The sequence below is a fragment of the Pseudomonas sp. MF08817 genome, from assembly GCF_059862705.1.
On record NZ_JCBCUY010000026.1, the window covers coordinates 33,277 to 55,134 of the forward strand.

The window sequence follows — 21,858 nt, forward strand, 5'->3', positions numbered from 1 at the left end:
GCAAGCCTATCGGATTTGGATCGATCGAATGACTGACACCCGCAACGGCGAGGACAACGGCAAACTGCTTTATTGCTCCTTCTGTGGCAAAAGCCAGCATGAAGTGCGCAAATTGATTGCCGGCCCCTCGGTCTTTATCTGCGACGAGTGCGTCGACCTGTGCAACGACATCATCCGTGAGGAGGTGCAGGAAGCACAGGCCGAAAGCAGCGCGCATAAATTGCCTTCGCCTAAAGAAATTAGCGGCATCCTTGACCAGTATGTGATTGGTCAAGAGCGTGCAAAAAAGGTTCTGGCCGTAGCGGTGTACAACCACTACAAGCGTTTGAACCAGCGTGACAAGAAAAATGACGACGTCGAACTCGGCAAAAGCAATATCTTGCTGATCGGCCCGACAGGTTCAGGCAAGACCCTGCTGGCCGAAACATTGGCCCGCCTGCTGAATGTGCCGTTCACCATCGCTGACGCAACCACGCTCACCGAAGCCGGTTACGTGGGGGAGGATGTCGAAAACATCATTCAGAAGCTGCTGCAGAAGTGTGATTACGACGTAGAGAAAGCCCAGATGGGTATTGTCTATATCGATGAAATCGACAAGATTTCCCGCAAATCTGACAATCCGTCCATCACCCGGGATGTTTCCGGTGAAGGCGTGCAGCAGGCACTGTTGAAACTGATCGAAGGTACTGTCGCCTCCGTTCCGCCTCAAGGTGGTCGTAAGCATCCTCAACAGGAATTTCTGCAGGTCGACACGCGCAACATCCTGTTTATCTGTGGCGGTGCATTCTCGGGGCTGGAAAAGGTTATTCAGAACCGTTCCACTCGCGGCGGCATCGGCTTCGGCGCAGAGGTTCGCAGCAAGGAAGAGGGCAAAAAAGTCGGCGAATCCCTGCGTGAAGTTGAGCCTGACGATTTGGTCAAGTTCGGCTTGATTCCAGAGTTCGTAGGTCGGTTGCCGGTTCTGGCAACCCTGGACGAACTGGACGAGGCTGCGTTGATGCAGATCCTCACCGAGCCCAAGAATGCCTTGACCAAGCAGTATGCCAAGCTGTTTGAGATGGAAGGCGTTGATCTTGAGTTCCGTGCCGATGCCCTCAAGTCGGTCGCCAAACGCGCCCTTGAGCGTAAGACTGGTGCTCGCGGCCTGCGCTCCATCCTTGAAGGTGTACTGCTCGACACTATGTATGAAATCCCCTCGCAGTCTGAGGTGAGCAAAGTAGTGATCGACGAAAGCGTCATAGAAGGCAAGTCCAAGCCACTGTATATCTACGAAAACAGTGAGCCGACCGCCAAGGCAGCGCCAGACGCCTAAGCGTCACCCTGCTGGAATAAAGAAGGGGCCTTCGGGCCCCTTTGCTTTTACTGTCTTTAAGTGACGCCTTGGAGCTTGTTTTTTTTCAGGGCTGCCCCCATCTTGGCTTCAAGCTTACATCCATCTGTTTACGGCCTTATGGCCGCCGTAGAGGCGAAATCATGAAGACAACCATCGAATTGCCTCTCCTGCCATTGCGTGATGTTGTGGTCTATCCGCACATGGTTATCCCGCTGTTCGTGGGGCGTGAGAAATCTATCGAAGCCCTCGAGGCCGCGATGACGGGCGACAAGCAGATTCTCCTGCTCGCCCAGCGAAATCCCGCTGATGATGATCCTGATGAAGACGCTCTCTATCGTGTAGGCACCGTTGCAACGGTCCTGCAGTTGCTCAAACTGCCCGATGGCACCGTGAAGGTGTTGGTGGAAGGAGAGCAGCGTGGCACCGTGGAGCGCTTCAGTGAAGTTGATGGGCATTGCCGTGCTCAAGTCGCGCTGATTGAAGAGGCGGACGCTCCCGAGCGTGAGTCGGAAGTCTTCGTGCGCAGCCTGCTGTCGCAATTTGAGCAGTACGTACAGTTGGGTAAGAAAGTGCCTGCCGAGGTACTGTCTTCGCTCAACAGCATCGATGAGCCCGGTCGCCTGGTGGATACCATGGCGGCGCATATGGCGCTCAAGATCGAACAGAAGCAGGAAATACTCGAGATTATCGACCTGTCTGCTCGGGTCGAGCATGTGTTGGCGTTGTTGGACGCCGAAATTGATCTGCTACAGGTTGAAAAGCGCATTCGTGGGCGCGTGAAGAAGCAGATGGAGCGCAGTCAGCGCGAGTACTACCTGAATGAGCAAATGAAGGCCATTCAGAAAGAATTGGGTGACGGTGACGAAGGTCACAATGAAATTGAAGAGCTGAAAAAGCGTATCGATGCTGCCGGGTTGCCGAAAGATGCAATGACCAAGGCCATGGCTGAGCTGAACAAGCTCAAACAAATGTCGCCGATGTCGGCTGAGGCAACAGTCGTACGTACCTATATCGACTGGTTGGTTCAAGTTCCTTGGAAGGCCCAGAGCAAGGTGCGCCTGGACTTGGCACGTGCCGAAGACATTCTCGACGCTGACCACTATGGCCTTGAAGAGGTCAAGGAACGGATTCTTGAGTACCTCGCCGTACAAAAACGAGTGAAGAAGATCCGCGGCCCTGTGCTGTGCTTGGTCGGCCCTCCTGGTGTAGGTAAAACCTCTTTGGCTGAGTCGATTGCCCACGCAACAAACCGTAAATTCGTACGCATGGCCCTTGGCGGTGTGCGAGACGAGGCAGAAATTCGTGGTCATCGACGGACATACATCGGTTCGATGCCGGGAAGATTGATTCAAAAAATGACGAAAGTGGCGGTGCGCAACCCGCTGTTCTTGCTCGACGAAATCGACAAGATGGGCAACGACATGCGTGGCGATCCGGCCTCGGCATTGCTCGAGGTGCTTGATCCTGAGCAGAACCACAATTTCAACGACCACTACCTTGAAGTCGATTACGACCTCTCCGATGTGATGTTCCTGTGCACGGCGAACTCCATGAACATTCCGGCAGCCTTGCTTGACCGGATGGAAGTCATCCGTCTGCCGGGTTACACGGAGGATGAGAAGATCAACATCGCAGTCAAATACCTCTCACCCAAGCAGATTCAGGCCAATGGCTTGAAAAAGGGCGAGCTGGAATTTGACGCGGAGGCGATTCGCGACATTATCCGCTACTACACACGCGAGGCCGGTGTGCGTGGGTTGGAGCGCCAGATTGCCAAGGTATGTCGTAAGGCGGTCAAGGAACATGCGTTGGAAAAGCGATTCTCGGTGAAAGTCACTGCTGACTTGCTTGAGCATTTCCTCGGTGTGCGCAAATTCCGTTATGGCCTTGCTGAGCAGCAGGACCAGATCGGCCAGGTGACAGGCCTTGCCTGGACTCAGGTGGGCGGCGAACTGTTGACTATCGAAGCGGCCGTAGTGCCTGGTAAAGGTCAGCTCATCAAGACCGGTTCGCTGGGCGATGTGATGGTCGAGTCGATCACCGCAGCCCTGACGGTCGTACGCAGTCGTGCGAAAAGTCTGGGTATTCCCCTGGACTTCCACGAGAAGCGTGATACTCACATCCACATGCCGGAAGGGGCCACCCCCAAGGATGGGCCGAGCGCCGGTGTGGGTATGTGCACGGCCTTGGTGTCGGCGCTGACCGGGATTCCTGTACGTGCGGATGTAGCCATGACCGGTGAAATCACTTTGCGTGGCCAGGTGCTCGCTATTGGTGGTCTGAAAGAAAAACTGTTGGCGGCTCATCGCGGTGGAATCAAAACCGTGATAATCCCGGAAGAGAACGTTCGTGATCTGAAGGAAATTCCTGACAACATCAAGCAAGATCTTCAGATTAAACCGGTTAAATGGATTGACGAAGTCCTGCAAATTGCGCTGCAATACGCGCCGGAGCCCTTGCCGGATGTGGCTCCCGAGATAGTTGCAAAGGATGAAAAGCGCGAGTCTGACTCTAAGGAAAGAATTAGCACGCATTAGTACGTATTAGCCTGGGGGGCTTCCTTGACAGCTTTTTAGAGCCCTTGTTATAAAGCGGCTCTTAGGTGCCTGTAGGCCACTCAGCACTCGTTTTTGCTTTTACCAAAAAACTTAGAATCATACTCAATAGATATAAGGGGACTTACGAGTGAACAAGTCGGAATTGATCGAAAAAATCTCTGAAAAAGCTCAAATCTCGAAAGCTACTGCTGGCGTTGTGCTGGACGCAGTGATCGAATCCGTTACTGGCGCACTCACGGCCGGCGACTCTGTTGTACTGGTTGGTTTCGGTACTTTCTCCGTGACTGATCGTCCAGCTCGCATTGGTCGTAACCCACAGACCGGTAAGACACTGGAAATCGCAGCCGCTAAAAAGCCAGGCTTCAAAGCCGGTAAAGCGCTGAAAGAAGCTGTCAACTAAGCCTCCTTCAGGTTTTTTACCTATCCGGGTCGGGGTCATTCCTGACTTGGCAGCGGAGCGGCAGTCCAGTGAGTCAAACGACTTGCTGTGACGCCGGGAGCGCGGATTCGGCTCCCTCTGCTCCGCCAGTTACGAGAAGGCGCATCCTCGGATGCGCCTTTCTTCTATCCGGATTCTACCCACGCTCCACGGTTGTCTAATTTGAAGTACAACCGTTTCTGGGGGACGCATGCTGCAGAATATCAGGGACAATTCACAAGGCTGGATTGCCAAAACCATTATCGGGATCATCGTTGTATTGATGGCATTCACCGGTATCGAGGCCATTTTCCAGGCAACGACCAACAGCCAGGACGCCGCCAAGGTCAATGGTGACGAAATCAGTCAGAACGAGCTGAGCCAGGCGGTCGACATGCAACGTCGGCAACTGATGCAGCAACTGGGCAAGGATTTCGATGCGTCCTTGCTCGACGAACAGATGCTGCGTGAAAGCGCGCTCAAAGGGCTGATCGACCGCAAGCTGTTGCTGCAAGGCGCAGACAAGTCGAAGTTCGCCATCTCCGAGCCGGCGCTGGATCAGGTGATCCTGACCATGCCGGAGTTCCAGGTCGATGGTGCATTCAACGCCGAGCGTTTTGACCAGGTGATTCGTCAGTTGGGCTATAGCCGCCTGCAATTCCGCCAGATGTTGGCCCAGGAAGTGCTGATCGGTCAGGTTCGTGCTGGCTTGGCCGGCAGTGCCTTCGTCACCGACGCCCAGGTACTGGCGTTTGCCCGTCTGGAAAAACAGACCCGTGACTTCGCTTCGTTGAACGTCAAGGCGGACCCGGATGCGGTCAAGTTGACCGACGAAGAGGTCAAGGCCTACTACGACGAGCACGCCAAGGAGTTCATGACGCCGGACCAGGTGGTCATCGATTACCTGGAGTTGAAGAAAGCTTCGTTCTTCGACCAGGTCACTGTCAGCGACGAACAGTTGCAAGCCCAATATCAGAAAGAAACCGCAAACCTGGCTGAACAACGCCGTGCCGCGCACATTCTGATTGAGGTCAACGACAAGCTGAACGAAGCGCAGGCCAAGGCCAAGCTTGAAGAAGTTCAGCAGCGCCTGGCCAAGGGTGAAAGCTTCGAGGCCCTGGCCAAGGAGTTCTCCCAGGACCCAGGTTCTGCCACCAACGGTGGTGACCTCGGTTACGCCGCTCCAGGCGTCTATGACCCCGCGTTTGAGACGGCGCTGTATGCCCTGGGCAAAGATCAGGTTTCAGCCCCGGTGCGCACCGATTTTGGCTGGCATCTCATCAAACTGCTGGGTGTAGAAGCGCCTGAAGTGCCGAGCTTCGCCAGCCTGAAAGACAAGCTGACCCGTGAACTCAAAGCCCAACAGGTCGAGCAGCGTTTCGTCGAGGCGACCAAGCAATTGGAAGACTCCTCCTTTGAAGCGTCTGACCTAGCCCAGCCTGCGCAAGAGCTCAAGCTGACCGTGCACACCTCCGCGCCGTTTGGTCGCGAAGGGGGCGATGGGGTGGCTGCCAGCCGTACCGTGGTGCAGGCGGCGTTCAGTCCGGAAGTGTTGGATGAAGGTGCTAACAGTACCGCCATCGAACTGGACCCGGAAACGGTCGTAGTCGTGCGGGTCAAGGAGCACCGCAAGCCTGAGCAATTGCCGCTCGACGCCGTGTCCGCGAGCATCCGCGCACAGTTGGCCAAAGAGCACGCCAGCGCTGCGGCCAAGACTAAGGCTGAGGAGTTGATCGCCAGCCTGCGTGATGGCAAGACGCCGTTGAACGGTCAGGACTGGAAAGTCGTGCAAGCGGCGACCCGCAGCCAGGAAGGGATCGACCCTACTGTGTTGCAGGCGCTGTTCCGCATGCCTAAGCCTGTATCCAAGGACAAGCCGAACTTCAGCAGCGTCACGCTGGCGGACGGCAGCCTGGTGATCGTGCGCCTGGACGGCGTGAACGAAGCGGCCGCCCCGAGCGAGGACGAGAAGGCACAGATTCGTCGCTTCCTGGCTTCGCGGATTGGTCAGCAGGACTTCACGGCTTACCGCAAGCAATTGGAAAATGAAGCAGACATCAAGAAGTTCTGATGCCTGACTGAGTGTTCGCGCTGTAAAAAAGACCCCGGCCGCAATGCCGGGGTCTTTTTTTGTGCCGTACTCAGCGAACGCTTGGGAAGCCGTGGGCCCGGGCGTCCACGGCGCTTTTCGCGAGCACGGCGTGCCGCAGCGCCCCGATGACCTGGCGGACCACGCCTGCGTTGCGGGTATTTATCGATCATCTGTGTGCGCGACTTTTTCCGGCCATCCTCGGGGCGTAAGCTGGGCGTCGCGCTTAAAGGAAGCGCCCCTGTGTATCGATCTGTTGCACAATACGCCCCGAACCGTTTTGCTCAGGATGCTCAATGTTTAATTCATTCCACAGGCGTGCCTTGCTCCTGGCGCTGGTGATGGCAGGCGTAGCCGGTTGCTCGTCGAAGAAAACCGCCATTTACGAACATGAAAACTTCGCCCAGTCCGGCACCTTTTCGCGCAACTACCCGGTCAGCGACACCGCCAGTTGCGAGGCCGCGCGCCGTGCGCTGCTCAGCCAGGGTTACATCATCACCAGCAGCGACCCCAAACTCATCAGCGGGCACAAAAGCTTTCAACAGACCGGCGACACTCACATGGAGATCAGCTTCAGCGTGGTCTGCGCCGAAGACGGCAGCGCCGGGCACCATGCCACGATGTTCGCCAATGCCCTGCAGGACCGTTATGCGCTGAAGAAGATCAACAACTCCGCCAGCCTGGGCGTTGGGGTGTTGGGTTCGGTGTCGATGCCGATCGGCTCCACCGATGATTCGATGGTCAAGGTCGCCAGCGAGACGGTGTCCTCGCCCAAGTTCTACGAGCGCTTCTTCGCTTTGGTGGAAGTCTTCCTACCCGCTCAGGTGAAGGAAGCTGCCCATATCCCGGAAAAACCCCAGGCCGACCTCGGTATGCCAGAAGCCGCGACTGCAGAGCCTGCACCGCTTGAACCGCCGACGCCCGCGCCGGCCGTGGAGCCTGCGCCCGTGGCCCCGGTGGAGCCCGCCCCGGTAGAGCCTGCATCGCTACCGCAGGAAGCCGCGCCGGCGGCCTCGCAACCGCTGGCGCCACCGGTCGAAGCGGCGCCGATTGCCCCGGCCGCGGCCCCTGAACCGGCCCCTGAGCCAACCCCGCAACCGGCGCCAGACAGCATCACCCCCCCTGTGCAGGACAGCAGCCTGCCGCCGCCCACAGAACCGATCCCGGCATTGCCGGGCAGCGGGCAGTAACCTCGGGTCGCCACGGGCTTGGGCGGGGTCGGATCGACTTAGCAGCGGCTGATGGCCGGCCCCGGTAAATCGCCAACAGCCTGTTGCGTTTAAGAGCTACAGGCGCGATTCATTTTTCCTTCACATCCTCGCCCTATGCTCAAACCCAGACTCAGCGAACCCAGAGGTTTGGACAATGGACGACTATCAGGAAGAACTGCTCGAATTCCAGGCGTTTGAACACGACCCGAGCGAGGACGCTACGGAGCTTTGAGCCGCAAGCGGCAAGCAGGTGCGGCACTTGCAGCTAGCCGCTTGCAGCTCCCCCTCCTATCCGTTGCGCCCGGCGAAATTCCCCCGGCGTTTGGCTATTCCACCGTTTGAACGCGCGTTGGAAGGCTTCGGCCGAGGCGAAGCCGAGCAGGTAGGCGATTTCGCCGAACGCCAGTTCGGTGTCGCGGATGTAGGTCATGGCCAGGTCGCGGCGGGTGTCGTTGAGGATGGCGCGAAATTGCGTGCCTTCTTCGGCGAGTTTGCGGCGCAGGGTCCAGGTCGGCAGTTTCAGGCGGGCTGCCACTTCTTCCAGGTCGGGTTCCCGACCGCCACTGAGCAATGGCCCCAGCAGGGCGATGATGCGTTCGCGCAGGCTGCGGGTGCGGGTCAGTTGTTCCAGTTCCCGTTCGCATAATTGCAGCAAGTGCCGCCAGGTACTGGGGCAGTGCACCGGGTTGCGCAGGGCCAGGCTGGCCTGGCCCAGGCGCAGCTGGTTGTGCTCGGCGGCAAAATACAGCGGGCAATTGCCGAGCACGGCATAGGCCTGGCGGTAGGGCGGCTCAGTGAATTCGATGTCGATGCGTTCGGCCAGCAGGGTTTGCCCGGCGACGCGGGACAACTGCTGCAACCAACTGGTGATGATCGAATCCACCACGAAGCGGTTGTAGGCGTTGTAGGGGCTGATGGAGTAAAAGCGCAGCCACGCGCCTCGGGCATCTTCATGGAAGCTCGATTGGCCGCGGTAGTTGGTGCCGTACAACGCTTCAAAGCGAATCAGGCAGCGGGCCGCCTCGCGCACGGTGGGCGCCTGGGCGGCGGTGACGCCGGCCAGCCCCAGTTGCTCCAGGCGACTGAGCCGGCCCATGCGCAGGCCCAGGGCCGCATCGTCGGTCAATTGAATGGCGGCGTGGCCCAGGCGCATGTAGCGCGGGATCGACAGCCGCGCCCCCGCTTGCCCGAGCCTGGCGCTGTCCAAACCGTATTGATCGAGCAGCGGTTGCGGGTTCAGGCCATGGCTGGCCACGGCGTCGGCCAGGCTTTGGACGAAGCCCACCGACAAGTCCCCGAGGCGCATCGGCTGGGGTTTCATGGCTTACAACCAGAGGTTGAGCAGGCGCGCCACGGGGGCGCTTGGCGCTGTGAAGGCCTGGGCGCCCTGGCGGATCACGCTGATTCCGCCCAGGCGTTGTTCCCAGAACTGGCCGTGGCTGAACACGCTGACGCTCGCGGTGCCCTGTTGGCCGAGCAGGGGCGCCAGTTGCGCCGGGGCCAGCCCGGCGCCTTGCCACGGGGCCAGCCCTGTGAAGGCCACCGGCGCGGCCACCAGTTTCACGCCTTGGGCATCGAGTTGGCGGTAGTTCTGCAGTTCGGTGCTGGCGTTACCCAGCAACAGGCCCAAGGGCCCGGCGGGGGTGGGGAAGACCTGCAACGGCTGCGCCTCGGCGCCGGGCCGGGCCTGGCGTTGGGGCTGGCCGATGGGGAGGCCGTCGCGGCCGAATACCAGCGCGCTGTTGTAGAGCGCGCCGCTGCCAACGACCAGTACGCCGTTGCGCACGCTGGGCTCGGGCAGTACCACGGAGCCGGCCACCAGGGTTACGCCGAATTCCCGGGCCAAGCCGCCGAACAGTTGTTGATAGTCCGCCGCCACACCCGCGGCCTTCATGCGCAGGTAGCTGTCTTGCAGCCTGCCGGGGCCTTGGGCGCCGACAAAGGCGCGGGCGAACGCCACTGGGTTGCTCGCGGCCAGCCAATTCAGCGCCTGGGCCTGGTTGGCGGCTTGGTACAGCTCGTCTTTCTCACCGCCCAGTAGCAGCCAGGTGCCGATGTGCTCGGGCAGCACGACGATGGTTTTTTCATTGAGCAGGTGCTGTTCGCGGGCCTGCTGCAAGTAGGCGCCGAGCTTGCGCTGCAGGCGTTGCGGGTTCTGGTAGTCGGTGGCGAACAGCAACGGTTCGATGCCCAGCAGGTTGCCGCGCTCGCCTGGGGTGCCCTGGTTCACTGCGACCATGCTACGCAGGTCCGACAGGTAGTGGCCCGCCGGGCGCTTGGTGGTCCACAGGCCATAGGTGGTGAGGGCGGCGGCCAGGGCCGCGATGAAGATCAAGCAAAGCAATTTGCGCATGGAGAAGCAGTCGGCGGCCGTGGGCGAGTGGGCCTCTAGGTTAGGACTGCCGGGCGCGATTGCCAAGGGGCGCTGCGCATTTGGATCAATAAGTTGTCAGTTACGGTCATTGAGTGGCCCGGTGCCTGCTCTTAGGCTGGCGAGCATGCCTGACGCACGCCGCAAGAGCCTGCGCAGTTTCCCGTGATTGCTTGTTGTGGAGCTTCCAATGACCGCCGCTCATTACCCGCACCTGTTGGCCCCGCTGGACCTGGGTTTTACCACGTTGCGCAACCGCACCCTGATGGGGTCGATGCACACCGGCCTGGAAGAAAAACCCGGTGGCTTCGAGCGCATGGCCGCGTACTTTGCCGAGCGCGCCCGTGGCGGTGTGGGCTTGATGGTCACCGGCGGCATTGGCCCCAACGATGAAGGCGGGGTGTATTCCGGCGCCGCCAAGCTGACCACCGAGGCCGAGGCCTTGCAGCACCAGATCGTCACCCGCGCCGTGCATGAGGCGGGCGGCAAGATCTGCATGCAGATCCTCCACGCCGGGCGTTATGCCTATAGCCCCAAGCAAGTTGCGCCCAGTGCGATCCAGGCGCCGATCAACCCGTTCAAGCCCAAGGAGCTGGACGAGGCAGGCATCGAGAAGCAGATCAGCGACTTCGTCACCTGCTCGGTGCTGGCCCAGGTCGCCGAGTACGACGGCGTCGAGATCATGGGCTCGGAGGGGTATTTCATTAACCAATTCCTCGCCGCCCACACCAACCATCGCACCGACCGCTGGGGCGGTTCCTACGAAAACCGTATGCGTTTGCCGGTGGAAATCGTGCGCCGCGTGCGTGAGGCGGTAGGGCCGAACTTCATCATCATTTTCCGTCTGTCCATGCTTGACCTGGTGGAAGGTGGCAGCACCTGGGCAGAAATCGTGCAACTGGCCAAGGCCATCGAGCAGGCCGGCGCGACCATCATCAATACCGGCATCGGCTGGCACGAAGCGCGCATCCCCACCATTGCCACCAAGGTGCCGCGTGCCGCATTCAGCAAAGTCACCGCCAAGTTGCGCGGCGAAGTGGCGATCCCGCTGATTACCACCAACCGCATCAATACCCCGGAAGTGGCCGAGCAGATCCTGGCCGAGGGCGACGCCGACATGGTGTCCATGGCGCGCCCATTCCTCGCCGACCCGGACTTCGTCAACAAGGCCGCCGCCGGCCGGGGCGACGAGATCAACACCTGCATCGGCTGCAACCAGGCGTGCCTGGACCACACCTTCGGCGGCAAATTGACCACGTGCCTGGTCAACCCCCGCGCCTGCCACGAAACCGAGCTCAACTACCTGGCGGTGCAGCAGGTGAAGAAAATCGCCGTGGTCGGCGCCGGCCCCGCAGGCCTGGCCGCGGCCACCGTGGCCGCCGAGCGCGGGCACCAGGTGACCCTGTTCGATTCGGCCAGCGAAATCGGCGGCCAGTTCAACGTCGCCAAGCGCGTGCCGGGCAAGGAAGAGTTCTTCGAAACCCTGCGCTATTTCAAGCGCAAGCTGCAGACCACCCACGTCGAGCTGTGCCTGAACACCCGGGTGGACGTTGCCCAACTGGTAGCCGGCGGCTATGACGAAATTATCCTGGCCACCGGCATCGCCCCGCGCCTGCCGGCCATTCCCGGGGTGGAACATGCCAAGGTACTGAGTTACCTAGACGTCATCCTGGAGCGCAAACCGGTGGGCAAACGCGTGGCGGTGATCGGCGCTGGCGGCATTGGTTTTGACGTGTCCGAGTTCCTCGTGCATGAGGGCGTGGCTACCAGCCAGGATCGCGAAGCGTTCTGGCGCGAATGGGGTATCGATACGGCCCTTGAGGCCCGTGGCGGCGTGGCGGGCATCAAGGCCCAACCCCATGCCCCGGCACGCGAGGTGTTCTTGCTGCAACGCAAAAAATCCAAGGTCGGCGACGGCTTGGGCAAGACCACCGGTTGGATCCACCGCACGGGCCTGAAGAACAAGCAGGTGCAAATGCTCAACAGCGTCGAGTACCTGAAGATCGACGATGAGGGCCTGCATATCCGCATCGGCGAAACCGGCGAACCCCAACTACTGGCGGTGGACAACATCGTTATCTGCGCCGGCCAGGACCCACTGCGCGAGCTGCATGAAGGCCTGCTGGCCGCCGGGCAGAACGTGCACCTGATCGGTGGCGCTGACGTGGCCGCCGAACTGGACGCCAAACGGGCCATCAACCAAGGCTCGCGCCTCGCCGCCGAGCTCTGACCCCCCTGTAGCAAGTGGGCTCGCCCGCTTGCTACAGGCGTATTCAAGTAGAATGCCGGGTCTTTCCCATGGGCCCGGCCTTTATGTTTTCTCCTCCCGCCGACTGGCATCCCTGCGCTCCCCTGCAAGCCCTGCGCCTGGAATGGCTCGCGGCCGCCGGGGTCGAGGTGGCCGTATTGCGCCTGGATTGCATCGACGCGCTTATCAGCGGCAATAAGTGGTTCAAGCTCAGCGAGCACCTGGCCGCCGCCGACCAAGTGAAGGCGGCAGGGGTCATCAGCCTGGGCGGTGCCCATTCCAACCACCTGCATGCCTTGGCGGCGGCGGGCCAACGCTTTGGTTTCGCCACCGTGGGCCTGCTGCGCGGCCATGCCCAGGACACCCCCACTGTGCTCGACCTCAAGGCCTGGGGCATGCACCTGCATTGGCTGGGTTATGGCGGTTACCGGGCGCGCCACGATGCGGATTTCTGGCAACCGTGGCAGGCCCGCTACCCGGGGTTCTACCCCGTGCCGGAGGGCGGCGGTGGGTTGGCCGGCGCCCGCGGCTGCCGGGTGTTGCGCCAACAGGTGAGCCAGCAATTGGCCGCCCTGGGCTGGGGTGATTTTGATGGCTGGTGGCTGGCCTGTGGCACCGGCACCACGTTGGCGGGCCTGGTGCTGGCCGAGCAGGGCGCACGCACCGTGCACGGCGCGCTGGCGGTGCCGGCGGGCCATGGCGTGGCGCAGCAAGTGGCGGCGATCCTGCGCGCCGCCGGCGCCCATGACCACGGCTATGCCCTGATCGACGCCAGCCGTGGTGGTTTTGCCCGGGTCGATGAGGCCCTGCTGGCCTTTATCGACGCCGCCGAACAGGCCAGCGGCCTACTGCTGGAGCCGCTTTACACCGGCAAGGCGTTGCTGGCGTTGCAGCAAGCGGTGGCGGCGGGGCGCTTTGCGCGCGGCACGCGGTTGGTGTTTGTGCACACCGGCGGCTTGCAGGGGCGCCGGGGCATCGCCATGGCGACCGGTGGGTAGCTGCACGTGCGGGGGCGGGGTGAGCGGCTCGGGCGTTTGTGTTTGTTCAACTGCCGTCATGAGGGGCACGGCGCTTTGCGTAGATTTTATTGTCGATATCGCTGCGTGGCGCTGGGCAACTTTTAGTTGTGCAAGTTACACCGGTAATGCCCGTTCTTATTCATTGCGCCGGCGCGGCCACAGCCTTGTAAGTTCATGGCCGCTGATTTAATAGAGTGGACTAATAGATTTAAGACAAGGTGATAAAGAGGATGCCCGCCAACCCACTGTTCAAGTCGCTGGCGGACAAAGCGTGCACTTTTCAGCCGCGCTTTGGCGCCATGCGCCGTAGGGTGTTATCCCCCAGCACATAGTGGTGATACAACCCCGCCACCGCGTGCAAGCCGATCAGCCAATAACCGATGGTTCCGCCCAGCACGTGCCAGCCTTCGATCTGCTCGGCCAGGTCCTTGTTTTCGTCTATCAGCAGCGGCAACTCGATGCCGTAGAACAGCACGTGGTGGCCCGCTGCACTGGTGACGAGCCAACCCATGATCGGCATGGCGATCATGAACACGTAGAGTGCGCAGTGCATCAGGCTCGCCAGCAGGCTTTGCCATTTGGGCGGCGGTGGCAGGATCCGTGGCGTGGCGCTCAGGGCGCGGCCCAGCAGGCGTAGCCACACCAGCACGAACACCGTCAGGCCCAGCATGAAGTGGGCTTCTTTTATCAGGGTGCGGCCTTCGGTGCCCTTGGGGAACAGGCCGCGCAGTTCGATGGTGGCGAACACCACAGCCAGCAGTACCAGCATCAGCCAGTGCAACGTAATCGAGAGCGTGCTGTAACGCGAACTCGGGTTGATGAAATTCATGGGCTTTCCTCGTTTATCAGGTCTGAAGCCTCCGTTCTTGTTTGACGGAGTGGCGCTACTGTAATCCCGTTTGCCCGGCAAAACCTGAGAGAGGTCAGGTTTTTCGAGAAAAAACTGAAACCCTGCCTGTTTGTTAGTTAAGTCTGAAGTTGAATGGTAAGTATTCCGTATGTGGCTGTGTAATGTCGCCCGAGGCTGTAAGTGGGTTCTGTTTTTTTTGTTGTCTGTGCCGGCGTGTTGAACTGGCGGGCAGCGTTATTAATAGTGGGTGCGCATCCGTAGGGTGCGAAGTGATAAACACAATATTAATTAAGGAATGAATATGGAACAGTGCTTGGACGCAATGGTGCGCGGTGAAGTGAAAACCTATACCTGGGGAACCCTCGGCGCCGACGGTTCAAAACAGTACAACAATGGGGCCATTCAGTATGCCGACGGCACCCTGGAGTTTTGTGGGTTGACCTTCTACCCCGACGGCGTGGTGATCGATGCCGAGGGGCAGCAGGTCGGTTTGGTGGAATCCGCGTGCGAGGTGTTAACCGAGACCACGGTGGTCGACGAGTTGCCGGCCCCGGTCGAGCCTGCCGTCGAGACGCCAACCCCGCCACCCCAGCTGAAAGAGGCCCGCGAGTCACTGCCGGACCCCATCGAGCCCGTGCTCGAAGAGCCCCTGCCAAACCCCGTGCCGGGACTTGAGGAACAACCACCCGCGCCCGACAGCGATGCCGAACTGACCCAGCCCGACGGTGCTCCGGGCCGCTAACGGCCACTGGTCTGCGCTGAAATGCACAATGGCGCAGCAGGCGAAAACCTGCTGCGCCATGGGTGTCGCGGTCGGTCAGTGGCCCTGGGGCATTTCACCGCGCGCCAGGCGCTGGTTGATGTCGGCGATCACCTGGGGCAGGTCGGTGATGGTGTCGATCATGTAGTGCGGGCGTGAACCCTTGAACAGGGCCTGGATGCGCTTGCGCTCGCTGTCCAGGGTGGCACTGTCCAGGGCCCGGTAGCCCTCGTAGGTCAGGCCCAGGGCGTTGCCCGAGCAGGTCAGCGCCACCGTCCACATGCCGGCGCTGCGGCCTTCGAGGATGCCCGGCACGGTGTCGTCGATTTTCACGCATGCCGCTACGTCGCTGATGCCCAGGGCGATCACGTTGGCCAGGGCCTGGGCCGGCCATGGGCGGCCGTTGGGCACTTCGTCGGTGGCGACCACGTGGTCGGCGACATAGCCATTGCTGGCCGCCAGCTCCACCACTTTATCCATCACCTGCTTGGGGTAGCCGGAGCAGGAACCGATCTTGATCCCTTGCCCGCGCAGGGCCGCGATGGTGTCCAGGGCGCCGGGGATCAACGCCGAATGCTCGGCGATTTTCTCGATCTGCAATGGCATGAAGCGCTGGTAGATGGCTGTGACGTCGTCGTCGGTGGGCGTGCGGCCGAACACCTGACGGTAGCGCTCGGCCACCTGGGGCTGGTTGCAGAGGGTGCGGATGTGGTCCCACTTGCCCATGCCCATCGGGCCGCGGGCTTCTTCGATGGAAACCTGCACGTCGAACTCGGCGAAGGCCTCGACAAAAATCTGCGTCGGCGCAAAAGAGCCGAAATCGACCACGGTGCCGGCCCAGTCGAGGATGGCGGCTTGCAGTTGGCTTGGTTGGCTGTAGTTCATGGTGGGCGGTGTCCTGAGGAAATGGATTAGGGCTTTTGTGGGATTCGGCGGGTGTTGAAGCAGGCCTTTATGGGAGCGGGTCAGCAGTCGAGCACTTCCATCTCCCGCAAAACCTGGGCGATGGCCGCGACCGCGGCGCGCATTTCGCCTTCGTTGACGTGGCCGATGCAGCCCACGCGGAAGGTCTCGACCTGGGTCAACTTGCCCGGGTAGAGGATGAAACCCTTGGCCTTGACCCGTTCGTAGAACGCCTTGAACTGGTAGCGCGGGCTGTCGGGCGCGTGGAAGGTGATGATGATCGGCGCCTGGATCGCGCTGGGCAGGAAGCTGCGCAGGCCCAGGGCGGCCATGTCATCGAGCAGCACCTGGCAGTTGGCCGCGTAGCGCTGGTGGCGTACCGCCAGGCCCCCTTCTTCCTGGTACTGCAACAAGGCTTCGTGCAGGGCCGCGACCACATGGGTCGGCGGGGTGAAGCGCCACTGGCCGGTCTTGGCCATGTAGGCGTGCTGGTCGTACAGGTCCATGGCCAGGGAGTGGCAGTTACCGGCCGACTCGGCCAGCGCGGTTTTGCGGGCGAAGACAAACCCCATGCCCGGCACGCCTTCCAGGCATTTGCCGCTGGCGGCGATCAGCGCGTCGAACGGCACCTGGCGAGCGTCGATAGGCAGGGCGCCGAAGGAGCTCATGGCATCGATAATCAGGCGTTTACCGTGGCGGGCCACCACTTGGGCAATCTCCTGCAACGGGTTGAGGATGCCGGTGCTGGTTTCGCAGTGGATCAGCGCCACGTGGGTCAGGCCCGGGTCGGCCAGCAGCAGGCGCTCGACATCGGCGGCGGTGGTGGGCTGGTCTTCGGCGGTTTCAAAGGTGCTGAACGGGCGCCCCAGCACTTCGCAGATCTTCGCCAGGCGCTTGCCGTAGGCGCCGTTTATCAGTACCAGCACCTTGCCATCGCGGGGCACCAAGGTGCCGATGGCCGCTTCCACCGAGAAGGTGCCGCTGCCTTGCAGGGGAACGCAGTGATGGCTGTCGGCGCCGTGGAGGATAGCCAGCAGTTGTTCGCAGACGCTGGCGGTCAGTTGGTTGAAGCGCTCATCCCACGAGCCCCAATCGACCATCATCGCCTGGCGGGTGCGGGCCGAGGTGGTCAGTGGGCCCGGGGTAAGCAGGATGGGTTCGGCAATACTCATTCTCGTGTCCTCGCAGTTCGTGGGATGACGCTACGGGACATAAATTGCAGTTTGCCTTACCATCAATCAAATTGTTTGTTGTTATGCCAATCATAAGTGAGGCCGATAGGTATGAACTTGTTCCAGCTCCGTGCGTTCGATGCCGTGGCCCGCGAAGGCAGTTTCACCCGGGCGGCGGCGCGGTTGTTCATCAGCCAACCGGCGGTGACCGGGCACATCAAAGCGCTGGAGGAGCACTACCAGATCACCCTGCTGCGCCGCACCGCGCGGCGGGTGGAACTGACGGAGGAGGGCACCAAGTTGGCGGCCATCACCCGCGCCATGTTCGGCCTGGCCGAAGAAGCCCAGGCGATGCTGGAGGCCAACCGGCAGTTGCTCACCGGGCGCCTGGAGGTGGCGGCGGACGGCCCGCACATGGTCATGCCCATGCTCGCCAGCCTGCGCGCGCGCTACCCGGGGATCACCGTCAACCTGCGCCTGGGCAACGCCCAGGAAACCCTGGCGGCGTTGTTGTCGGAACACGCCGACGTGGCGGTGCTCACCGAGGTCGAACCGCGCAAGGGCCTGCACCTGCAAGCCCTGAGCGAGTCGCGCATCTGCGCCCTGGTGCCCCAGGGCCATCCGTGGCAGGCGTTGCCCGACGGCATCGACATTGCCCTGCTGGACCAGGTCATCATGGTGCTGCGCGAGCCCAGCTCCATCACCCGCCGCACCTTCGACGCGGCCTGCGCCCAGGCCCGGGTCAGCCCACGGGTGTTGCTGGAACTGGACAGCCGCGAGGCCGTCACCGAAGCGGTGGCGGCGCAACTGGGCGTGGGGGTGGTGTCATCGGTGGAAGTCAGCCACGACCCCCGGGTGGCGGCGGTGCCGATCAACGGCGCAGGGCTGCTCAACCGGCACATGATCGGCTGCATGGAGCGGCGCCGGGACCTGCGCCTGATCCAGGCCTTCCTGGCGTTGGCGGTGTAGCGGCCTCGGGCCTGTGGCAGCCTTCAAGCCACTATTGCCCCAGGCTCTCACGCACCATGTCGAGAAAGGTCGCCACCACCCGCCGCGAGCTTTGTTCGCGCAGGCACACCAGGGTTTCGGTCAGGCGCCGGGTGCAGTCGGTGATGGGCAGGGCGCACACCCGTGCATCGGCGCCGAACTCGGCGGCTGACACCACGCCCACGCCAATCCCCACCACCACCGCCTCGCGGGCGGCTTCGCGGCCTTCGACCTGGATCGCCGGGCGGATGCGGTAACCGGCGCGGCTCATTTCTTCTTCCAGGGTCTGGCGGGTCACCGAGCCGGTTTCGCGCAGCACCAGGGGCGTGTCGTCCAGGTCCGCCAGGCAGATGGATTCACGGCTGGCCCAGGGGTGGCTGCGGGCCACGAACGCCACCATCGGGTCGTTGCGCAAGGCCAGCGACAGCAGCCGTTCGTCACTCACTTCGCGCCCCAGCAAGGCCAGATCGGCCTGGTAGCTGAACAGCCGTGCCAGGGATTCGTCGGTGTTGCCCGTCTCGATTTTCACGCTGATGCCCGGGTAGCGCTCGCAGAACCGGGCGATTTGCGGCAGCACATGCACCGGCGCGTCCACGGCCAGGATCAGGCTGCCGGTTTGCAGGGCGCGCGAGTCTTGCAGCAGTTCCTGGGCCTCGGCCTCGATCACAAACAGGCGCTGGGTGATGCCCAGCAGACGTTCGCCCAAGTCGGTGAGGTGCACCGAGCGCTTGTTGCGGTGGAACAACAGCACACCAAAGCGCTCTTCGAGTTTGCGCACCTGGTCGGAAATCGCCGGTTGGGTGAGGAATAGCTTCGCGGCGGCGCGGGTGAAGCTGCCATGCACGGCGACCGCATGGAACGCCTTGAGCTGGGCGTGGGAGACCGACATGGGAATACCTCTTACAAGCTGAACTTATATTTGAAATACGATAAATCGATTTCACTTATTAGTCTGTACTTGTTTTTATCCCTCTCAGCCCCGGTGCCTGTGGTGGTTTCACAGCGCCGGTGGCCATGGGCCTGTGCGTGCAATCGATCCCGACTACAGGGAACAACAGACTCATCTGACCGGTATTGCCCCCGTCACAAGGGCCGTATCGCGGTGCTCAACAATAAAAAACACAGGCGTTTTTCTAAAAATTCTGCCAGCACACTCACCCCGAGGTCAGACTCACCATGAACCAGCACATCGGCACCATCAAGCGTTGGCGCGTGCAGATTTTCGCCATCACCTGGTTGGCCTACGCGGCCTTCTATTTCACCCGTAAAGCTTTTTCCGTGGCCAAACTGGGCATCGGCGAAGACCCCAGTTTTCACCTCGACAAAATGATGATGGCCAACCTCGACGCCATCTACCTGGCGGCCTATGCCGTGGGCCAGTTCACCTGGGGCATCCTCGCCGACCGCTTCGGCCCGCGGGTGGTGGTGCTGGGCGGGTTGTTGATTTCCGCCGTGGCGGCCCTGGTGATGGGCAGTTTCGCCACCTTGCCGATTTTCGCCACCTGCATGCTGATCCAGGGCCTGGCGCAGTCGACAGGTTGGTCGGGGCTGTGCAAGAACTTGGGCAGTTTTTTCCCCGCCCAGCAGCGCGGCCGGGTGTTGGGGCTGTGGAGTTCCTGCTACGCCTTCGGCGGTTTGGTGGCTTCGCCCTTCGCCGGGTGGTGGGCCTACACCCTGGTGGGCACTTGGCACGCGGCGTTTATTTCCAGCGCGGCGGTGGTGGCCGTGGTGGCGGTGCTGTTTTTCATCTTCCAGCGCAACACCCCCCAAGACGTCGGCCTGCCAGCGGTGGAACCGGCGCCGGAACAAACCGCCGAAGAGGCCCTGGCCGAAAGCCGCCTCAGCGTGCTGGCGCCGCTGCGCGAGATCCTGCGTAACCGCACGGTGCTGACGCTGGGCCTGGCGTACTTCCTGCTCAAACCGGCGCGCTACGCCATTTTGCTGTGGGGCCCGGTGATCGTGTTCGAGCAGATGCCCCAGGTGGGCAAGGTCGGCGCGGCGATCATCCCCACCGCATTCGAGCTGGCGGGCCTGTTGGGGCCGATCATGATTGGCCTGGCCTCGGACAAGCTCTTTGGTGCGCGGCGCATGCCGGCCTGTGTCCTCAGCCTGTTGGCGTTGACGGTGGCCCTGGCGTTGTTCATGGGCGCGCTGCACACCGGCAGCGTGCTGCTGGTGGTGGCCCTGCTGTTCGTCATGGGCCTGACCCTGTACGGGCCGGACTCGATGATTAGCGGCGCGGCCGCCATCGATTTCGGCACCGCCAAGGCCGGCGCCACGGCGGCGGGGTTCGTCAATGGCTGCGGCTCGGTGGGGGCGATCCTGGGCGGCTTGCTGCCGGGCTACTTCGATACGGTCACGGTATTCGTGGTATTTGCCGGTTGCGCGTTGTTTTCCGCCCTGGTGCTGGTGCCCCACTGGAACAGCCGCCCGGCGGGCCTGCGCCCCTACTGCGCGTTCGTGCCCAACCGAGCCCTGGCGATCAAACCCTTGCGTAGTTGAATGCCCTTTCTTTTATAAGCCCCTTGAACTGGAGATACCCCCCGATGAGACCGTTTTGGCTGGAACAGGCCCTCAATGCCGAGGGCGGCGAACCCTGCGCGCCCCTGCACGGCGAGACCCGTGCCGATGTGTGCATTGTCGGTGGCGGCTACACCGGGTTGTGGACGGCGGTGATGCTCAAGGAGCAGAACCCGCAGCTGGATGTGGTGCTGATCGAGGCCGATATCTGCGGCGCCGGCGCCAGTGGCCGCAACGGCGGGTGTGCGCTGTCCTGGTCGGCCAAGTTCTTCACCCTGGAGCGCTTGTTCGGCATTGAGGAAGCGGTGCGCCTGGTGCGCGCTTCAGAGCAGAGCATCCATGCCATCGGCGCGTTTTGCGAAAAGTACGCGGTGGATGCCCAGTACCGCCTCGACGGCACGCTCTACACCGCCACCAACCGCGCCCAGTGCGGCGCCACCGACGGGGTGATCGCGGCGCTGGAGCGCAACGGCATCAACTCCTTCAGCAAGCGGCCGTTGGCGGATGTGCAACGTATGGCGGGCTCGGCCCAACACCAGGAGGGTTGGTTCTCGCCGGCCGCCGCCAGCGTGCAACCGGCCCTGCTGGTGCGCGGGTTGCGCCGGGTGGCGCTGCAACTGGGGGTGCGCTTGTTTGAGAACACCGCGATGGTGGGGCTGGAGGAGGGCCGCCCGGCACTGATCCAGACCCCGGACGGCGCCGTGCGCGCCGACCGTGTGGTGCTGGCGATGAACGCCTGGATGGCTCGCGCGTTCCCGCAGTTCGAGCGCAGCGTGGCGATTGTCTCCAGCGACATGGTTATCACCGAGCCGCGCCCGGACCTGCTCCAGGAGATCGGCCTGACCAGCGGTGTGACAGTGCTCGATTCGCGGATTTTCGTGCACTACTACCGCAACACCCCGGACGGCCGGATCATGCTCGGCAAGGGCGGCAACACCTTCGCCTATGGCGGGCGGATGCTGCCGGTGTTCGACCAGCCGTCGCCCTACGCGGGCCTGTTGCGCAAGAGTCTGGGGCAGTTTTTTCCGGCGTTCGCCCAAGTGCCGGTGGCGGCGACCTGGAACGGCCCCTCAGACCGCTCGGTCACTGGCCTGCCGTTCTTCGGGCGCATGGGCAGCGGTGGCAACGTGTTTTATGGCTTCGGTTATTCCGGCAGCGGCGTTGGCCCGTGCCACATGGGCGGGCAGATCCTCGCTTCGCTGGTGCTGGGGCTGGACAACCCCTGGACCCGTTCACCCCTGGTGGACGGGCCGTTGGGGTATTTCCCGCCGGAGCCGATCCGCTATTTGGGCTCGCTGTTGGTGCGCAACGCGATCCGGCGCAAAGAGCGTGCCGAAGACCACGGCCACCGGCCACGGCACCTGGACGTGCGCCTGGCGCGGTTCGCGGCGGCGGCCGGTAAGGCCGACAAAGGCTAAG

At 62.0% G+C, this 21,858-nt stretch carries 17 protein-coding genes; 11 read left to right on the forward strand and 6 right to left on the reverse strand.

Annotation, left to right across the window (positions count from 1 at the left end; genetic code table 11):
• Positions 1-28 precede the first annotated feature (28 nt).
• The 5 genes from clpX (at position 29) to AC19YR_RS16985 (ending at position 7,588) form a co-directional block, all read left to right on the forward strand.
• Positions 29-1,312, forward strand: coding sequence for an ATP-dependent Clp protease ATP-binding subunit ClpX (clpX, locus tag AC19YR_RS16965; protein ID WP_095110446.1), 1,284 nt, complete (start codon positions 29-31; stop codon positions 1,310-1,312).
• A gap of 161 nt (positions 1,313-1,473) precedes the next feature.
• On the forward strand, positions 1,474-3,870 hold the full coding sequence (lon, locus tag AC19YR_RS16970) for an endopeptidase La (protein WP_095110447.1): 2,397 nt from the start codon (positions 1,474-1,476) through the stop codon (positions 3,868-3,870).
• A gap of 148 nt (positions 3,871-4,018) precedes the next feature.
• The gene (locus AC19YR_RS16975; protein WP_095110448.1) at positions 4,019-4,291 is read left to right on the forward strand and encodes an HU family DNA-binding protein; all 273 of its coding nucleotides are present in this window, start codon (positions 4,019-4,021) and stop codon (positions 4,289-4,291) included.
• Positions 4,292-4,520: 229 nt separating this feature from the next.
• Positions 4,521-6,380 carry a SurA N-terminal domain-containing protein gene (locus AC19YR_RS16980; RefSeq protein WP_095110449.1) on the forward strand — a complete coding sequence of 620 codons (1,860 nt, stop codon included), beginning with the start codon at positions 4,521-4,523 and terminating at the stop codon, positions 6,378-6,380.
• Between the two features lie 314 nt (positions 6,381-6,694).
• Entirely contained in the window at positions 6,695-7,588 is an 894-nt protein-coding gene (locus AC19YR_RS16985; RefSeq protein WP_500599350.1) for a DUF2242 domain-containing protein, read from the forward strand.
• 286 nt (positions 7,589-7,874) lie between these two features.
• Here AC19YR_RS16985 and AC19YR_RS16990 read toward each other — a convergent pair whose 3' ends face one another.
• Together AC19YR_RS16990 and AC19YR_RS16995 are read right to left on the reverse strand one after the other, a co-directional pair.
• On the reverse strand, positions 7,875-8,930 hold the full coding sequence (locus AC19YR_RS16990) for an AraC family transcriptional regulator (protein ID WP_095110451.1): 1,056 nt from the start codon (positions 8,928-8,930) through the stop codon (positions 7,875-7,877).
• Between the two features lie 3 nt (positions 8,931-8,933).
• Positions 8,934-9,962: a carbon-nitrogen hydrolase family protein gene (locus AC19YR_RS16995; RefSeq protein WP_500599351.1), complete on the reverse strand. Its 1,029-nt coding sequence runs from the start codon at positions 9,960-9,962 to the stop codon at positions 8,934-8,936.
• A 208-nt stretch (positions 9,963-10,170) separates the two neighbouring features.
• Here AC19YR_RS16995 and AC19YR_RS17000 point away from each other — a divergent pair, with 208 nt between their 5' ends.
• Positions 10,171-12,210 carry an oxidoreductase gene (locus tag AC19YR_RS17000; RefSeq protein ID WP_500599353.1) on the forward strand — a complete coding sequence of 680 codons (2,040 nt, stop codon included), beginning with the start codon at positions 10,171-10,173 and terminating at the stop codon, positions 12,208-12,210.
• Positions 12,211-12,293: 83 nt separating this feature from the next.
• Positions 12,294-13,226 (forward strand): 1-aminocyclopropane-1-carboxylate deaminase/D-cysteine desulfhydrase, encoded by a 933-nt coding sequence (locus AC19YR_RS17005; RefSeq protein ID WP_500599354.1) that lies wholly within the window; start codon positions 12,294-12,296, stop codon positions 13,224-13,226.
• Between the two features lie 301 nt (positions 13,227-13,527).
• Here the strand turns inward: AC19YR_RS17005 and AC19YR_RS17010 are convergent, their stop codons facing one another.
• Complete coding sequence (locus AC19YR_RS17010; protein WP_095110454.1) at positions 13,528-14,076, reverse strand: cytochrome b; 549 nt, start codon at positions 14,074-14,076, stop codon at positions 13,528-13,530.
• Between the two features lie 322 nt (positions 14,077-14,398).
• Here AC19YR_RS17010 and AC19YR_RS17015 point away from each other — a divergent pair, with 322 nt between their 5' ends.
• On the forward strand, positions 14,399-14,839 hold the full coding sequence (locus AC19YR_RS17015; RefSeq protein WP_500599355.1) for a hypothetical protein: 441 nt from the start codon (positions 14,399-14,401) through the stop codon (positions 14,837-14,839).
• Between the two features lie 75 nt (positions 14,840-14,914).
• On the opposite strand, the gene phnX is transcribed toward AC19YR_RS17015, so the two are convergent.
• Together phnX and AC19YR_RS17025 are read right to left on the reverse strand one after the other, a co-directional pair.
• Positions 14,915-15,742, reverse strand: a complete 828-nt coding sequence (gene phnX, locus AC19YR_RS17020; RefSeq protein ID WP_095110456.1) for a phosphonoacetaldehyde hydrolase — start codon at positions 15,740-15,742, stop codon at positions 14,915-14,917.
• Between the two features lie 80 nt (positions 15,743-15,822).
• A complete protein-coding gene (locus AC19YR_RS17025) occupies positions 15,823-16,932 on the reverse strand; it encodes a 2-aminoethylphosphonate--pyruvate transaminase (protein WP_095110457.1) in 1,110 nt (369 codons plus the stop codon).
• Positions 16,933-17,043: 111 nt separating this feature from the next.
• Here AC19YR_RS17025 and AC19YR_RS17030 point away from each other — a divergent pair, with 111 nt between their 5' ends.
• Positions 17,044-17,901 (forward strand): LysR substrate-binding domain-containing protein, encoded by an 858-nt coding sequence (locus AC19YR_RS17030; protein WP_095110458.1) that lies wholly within the window; start codon positions 17,044-17,046, stop codon positions 17,899-17,901.
• 31 nt (positions 17,902-17,932) lie between these two features.
• Here the strand turns inward: AC19YR_RS17030 and AC19YR_RS17035 are convergent, their stop codons facing one another.
• Positions 17,933-18,808 carry a LysR substrate-binding domain-containing protein gene (locus AC19YR_RS17035; RefSeq protein ID WP_500599357.1) on the reverse strand — a complete coding sequence of 292 codons (876 nt, stop codon included), beginning with the start codon at positions 18,806-18,808 and terminating at the stop codon, positions 17,933-17,935.
• 287 nt (positions 18,809-19,095) lie between these two features.
• On the opposite strand from AC19YR_RS17035, the gene AC19YR_RS17040 reads away from it, so the two are divergent.
• Both AC19YR_RS17040 and AC19YR_RS17045 read left to right on the forward strand, forming a co-directional pair.
• A complete protein-coding gene (locus AC19YR_RS17040) occupies positions 19,096-20,421 on the forward strand; it encodes an MFS transporter (protein ID WP_500599358.1) in 1,326 nt (441 codons plus the stop codon).
• A gap of 44 nt (positions 20,422-20,465) precedes the next feature.
• On the forward strand, positions 20,466-21,857 hold the full coding sequence (locus AC19YR_RS17045) for an FAD-dependent oxidoreductase (RefSeq protein WP_500599359.1): 1,392 nt from the start codon (positions 20,466-20,468) through the stop codon (positions 21,855-21,857).
• Position 21,858 lies beyond the last annotated feature (1 nt).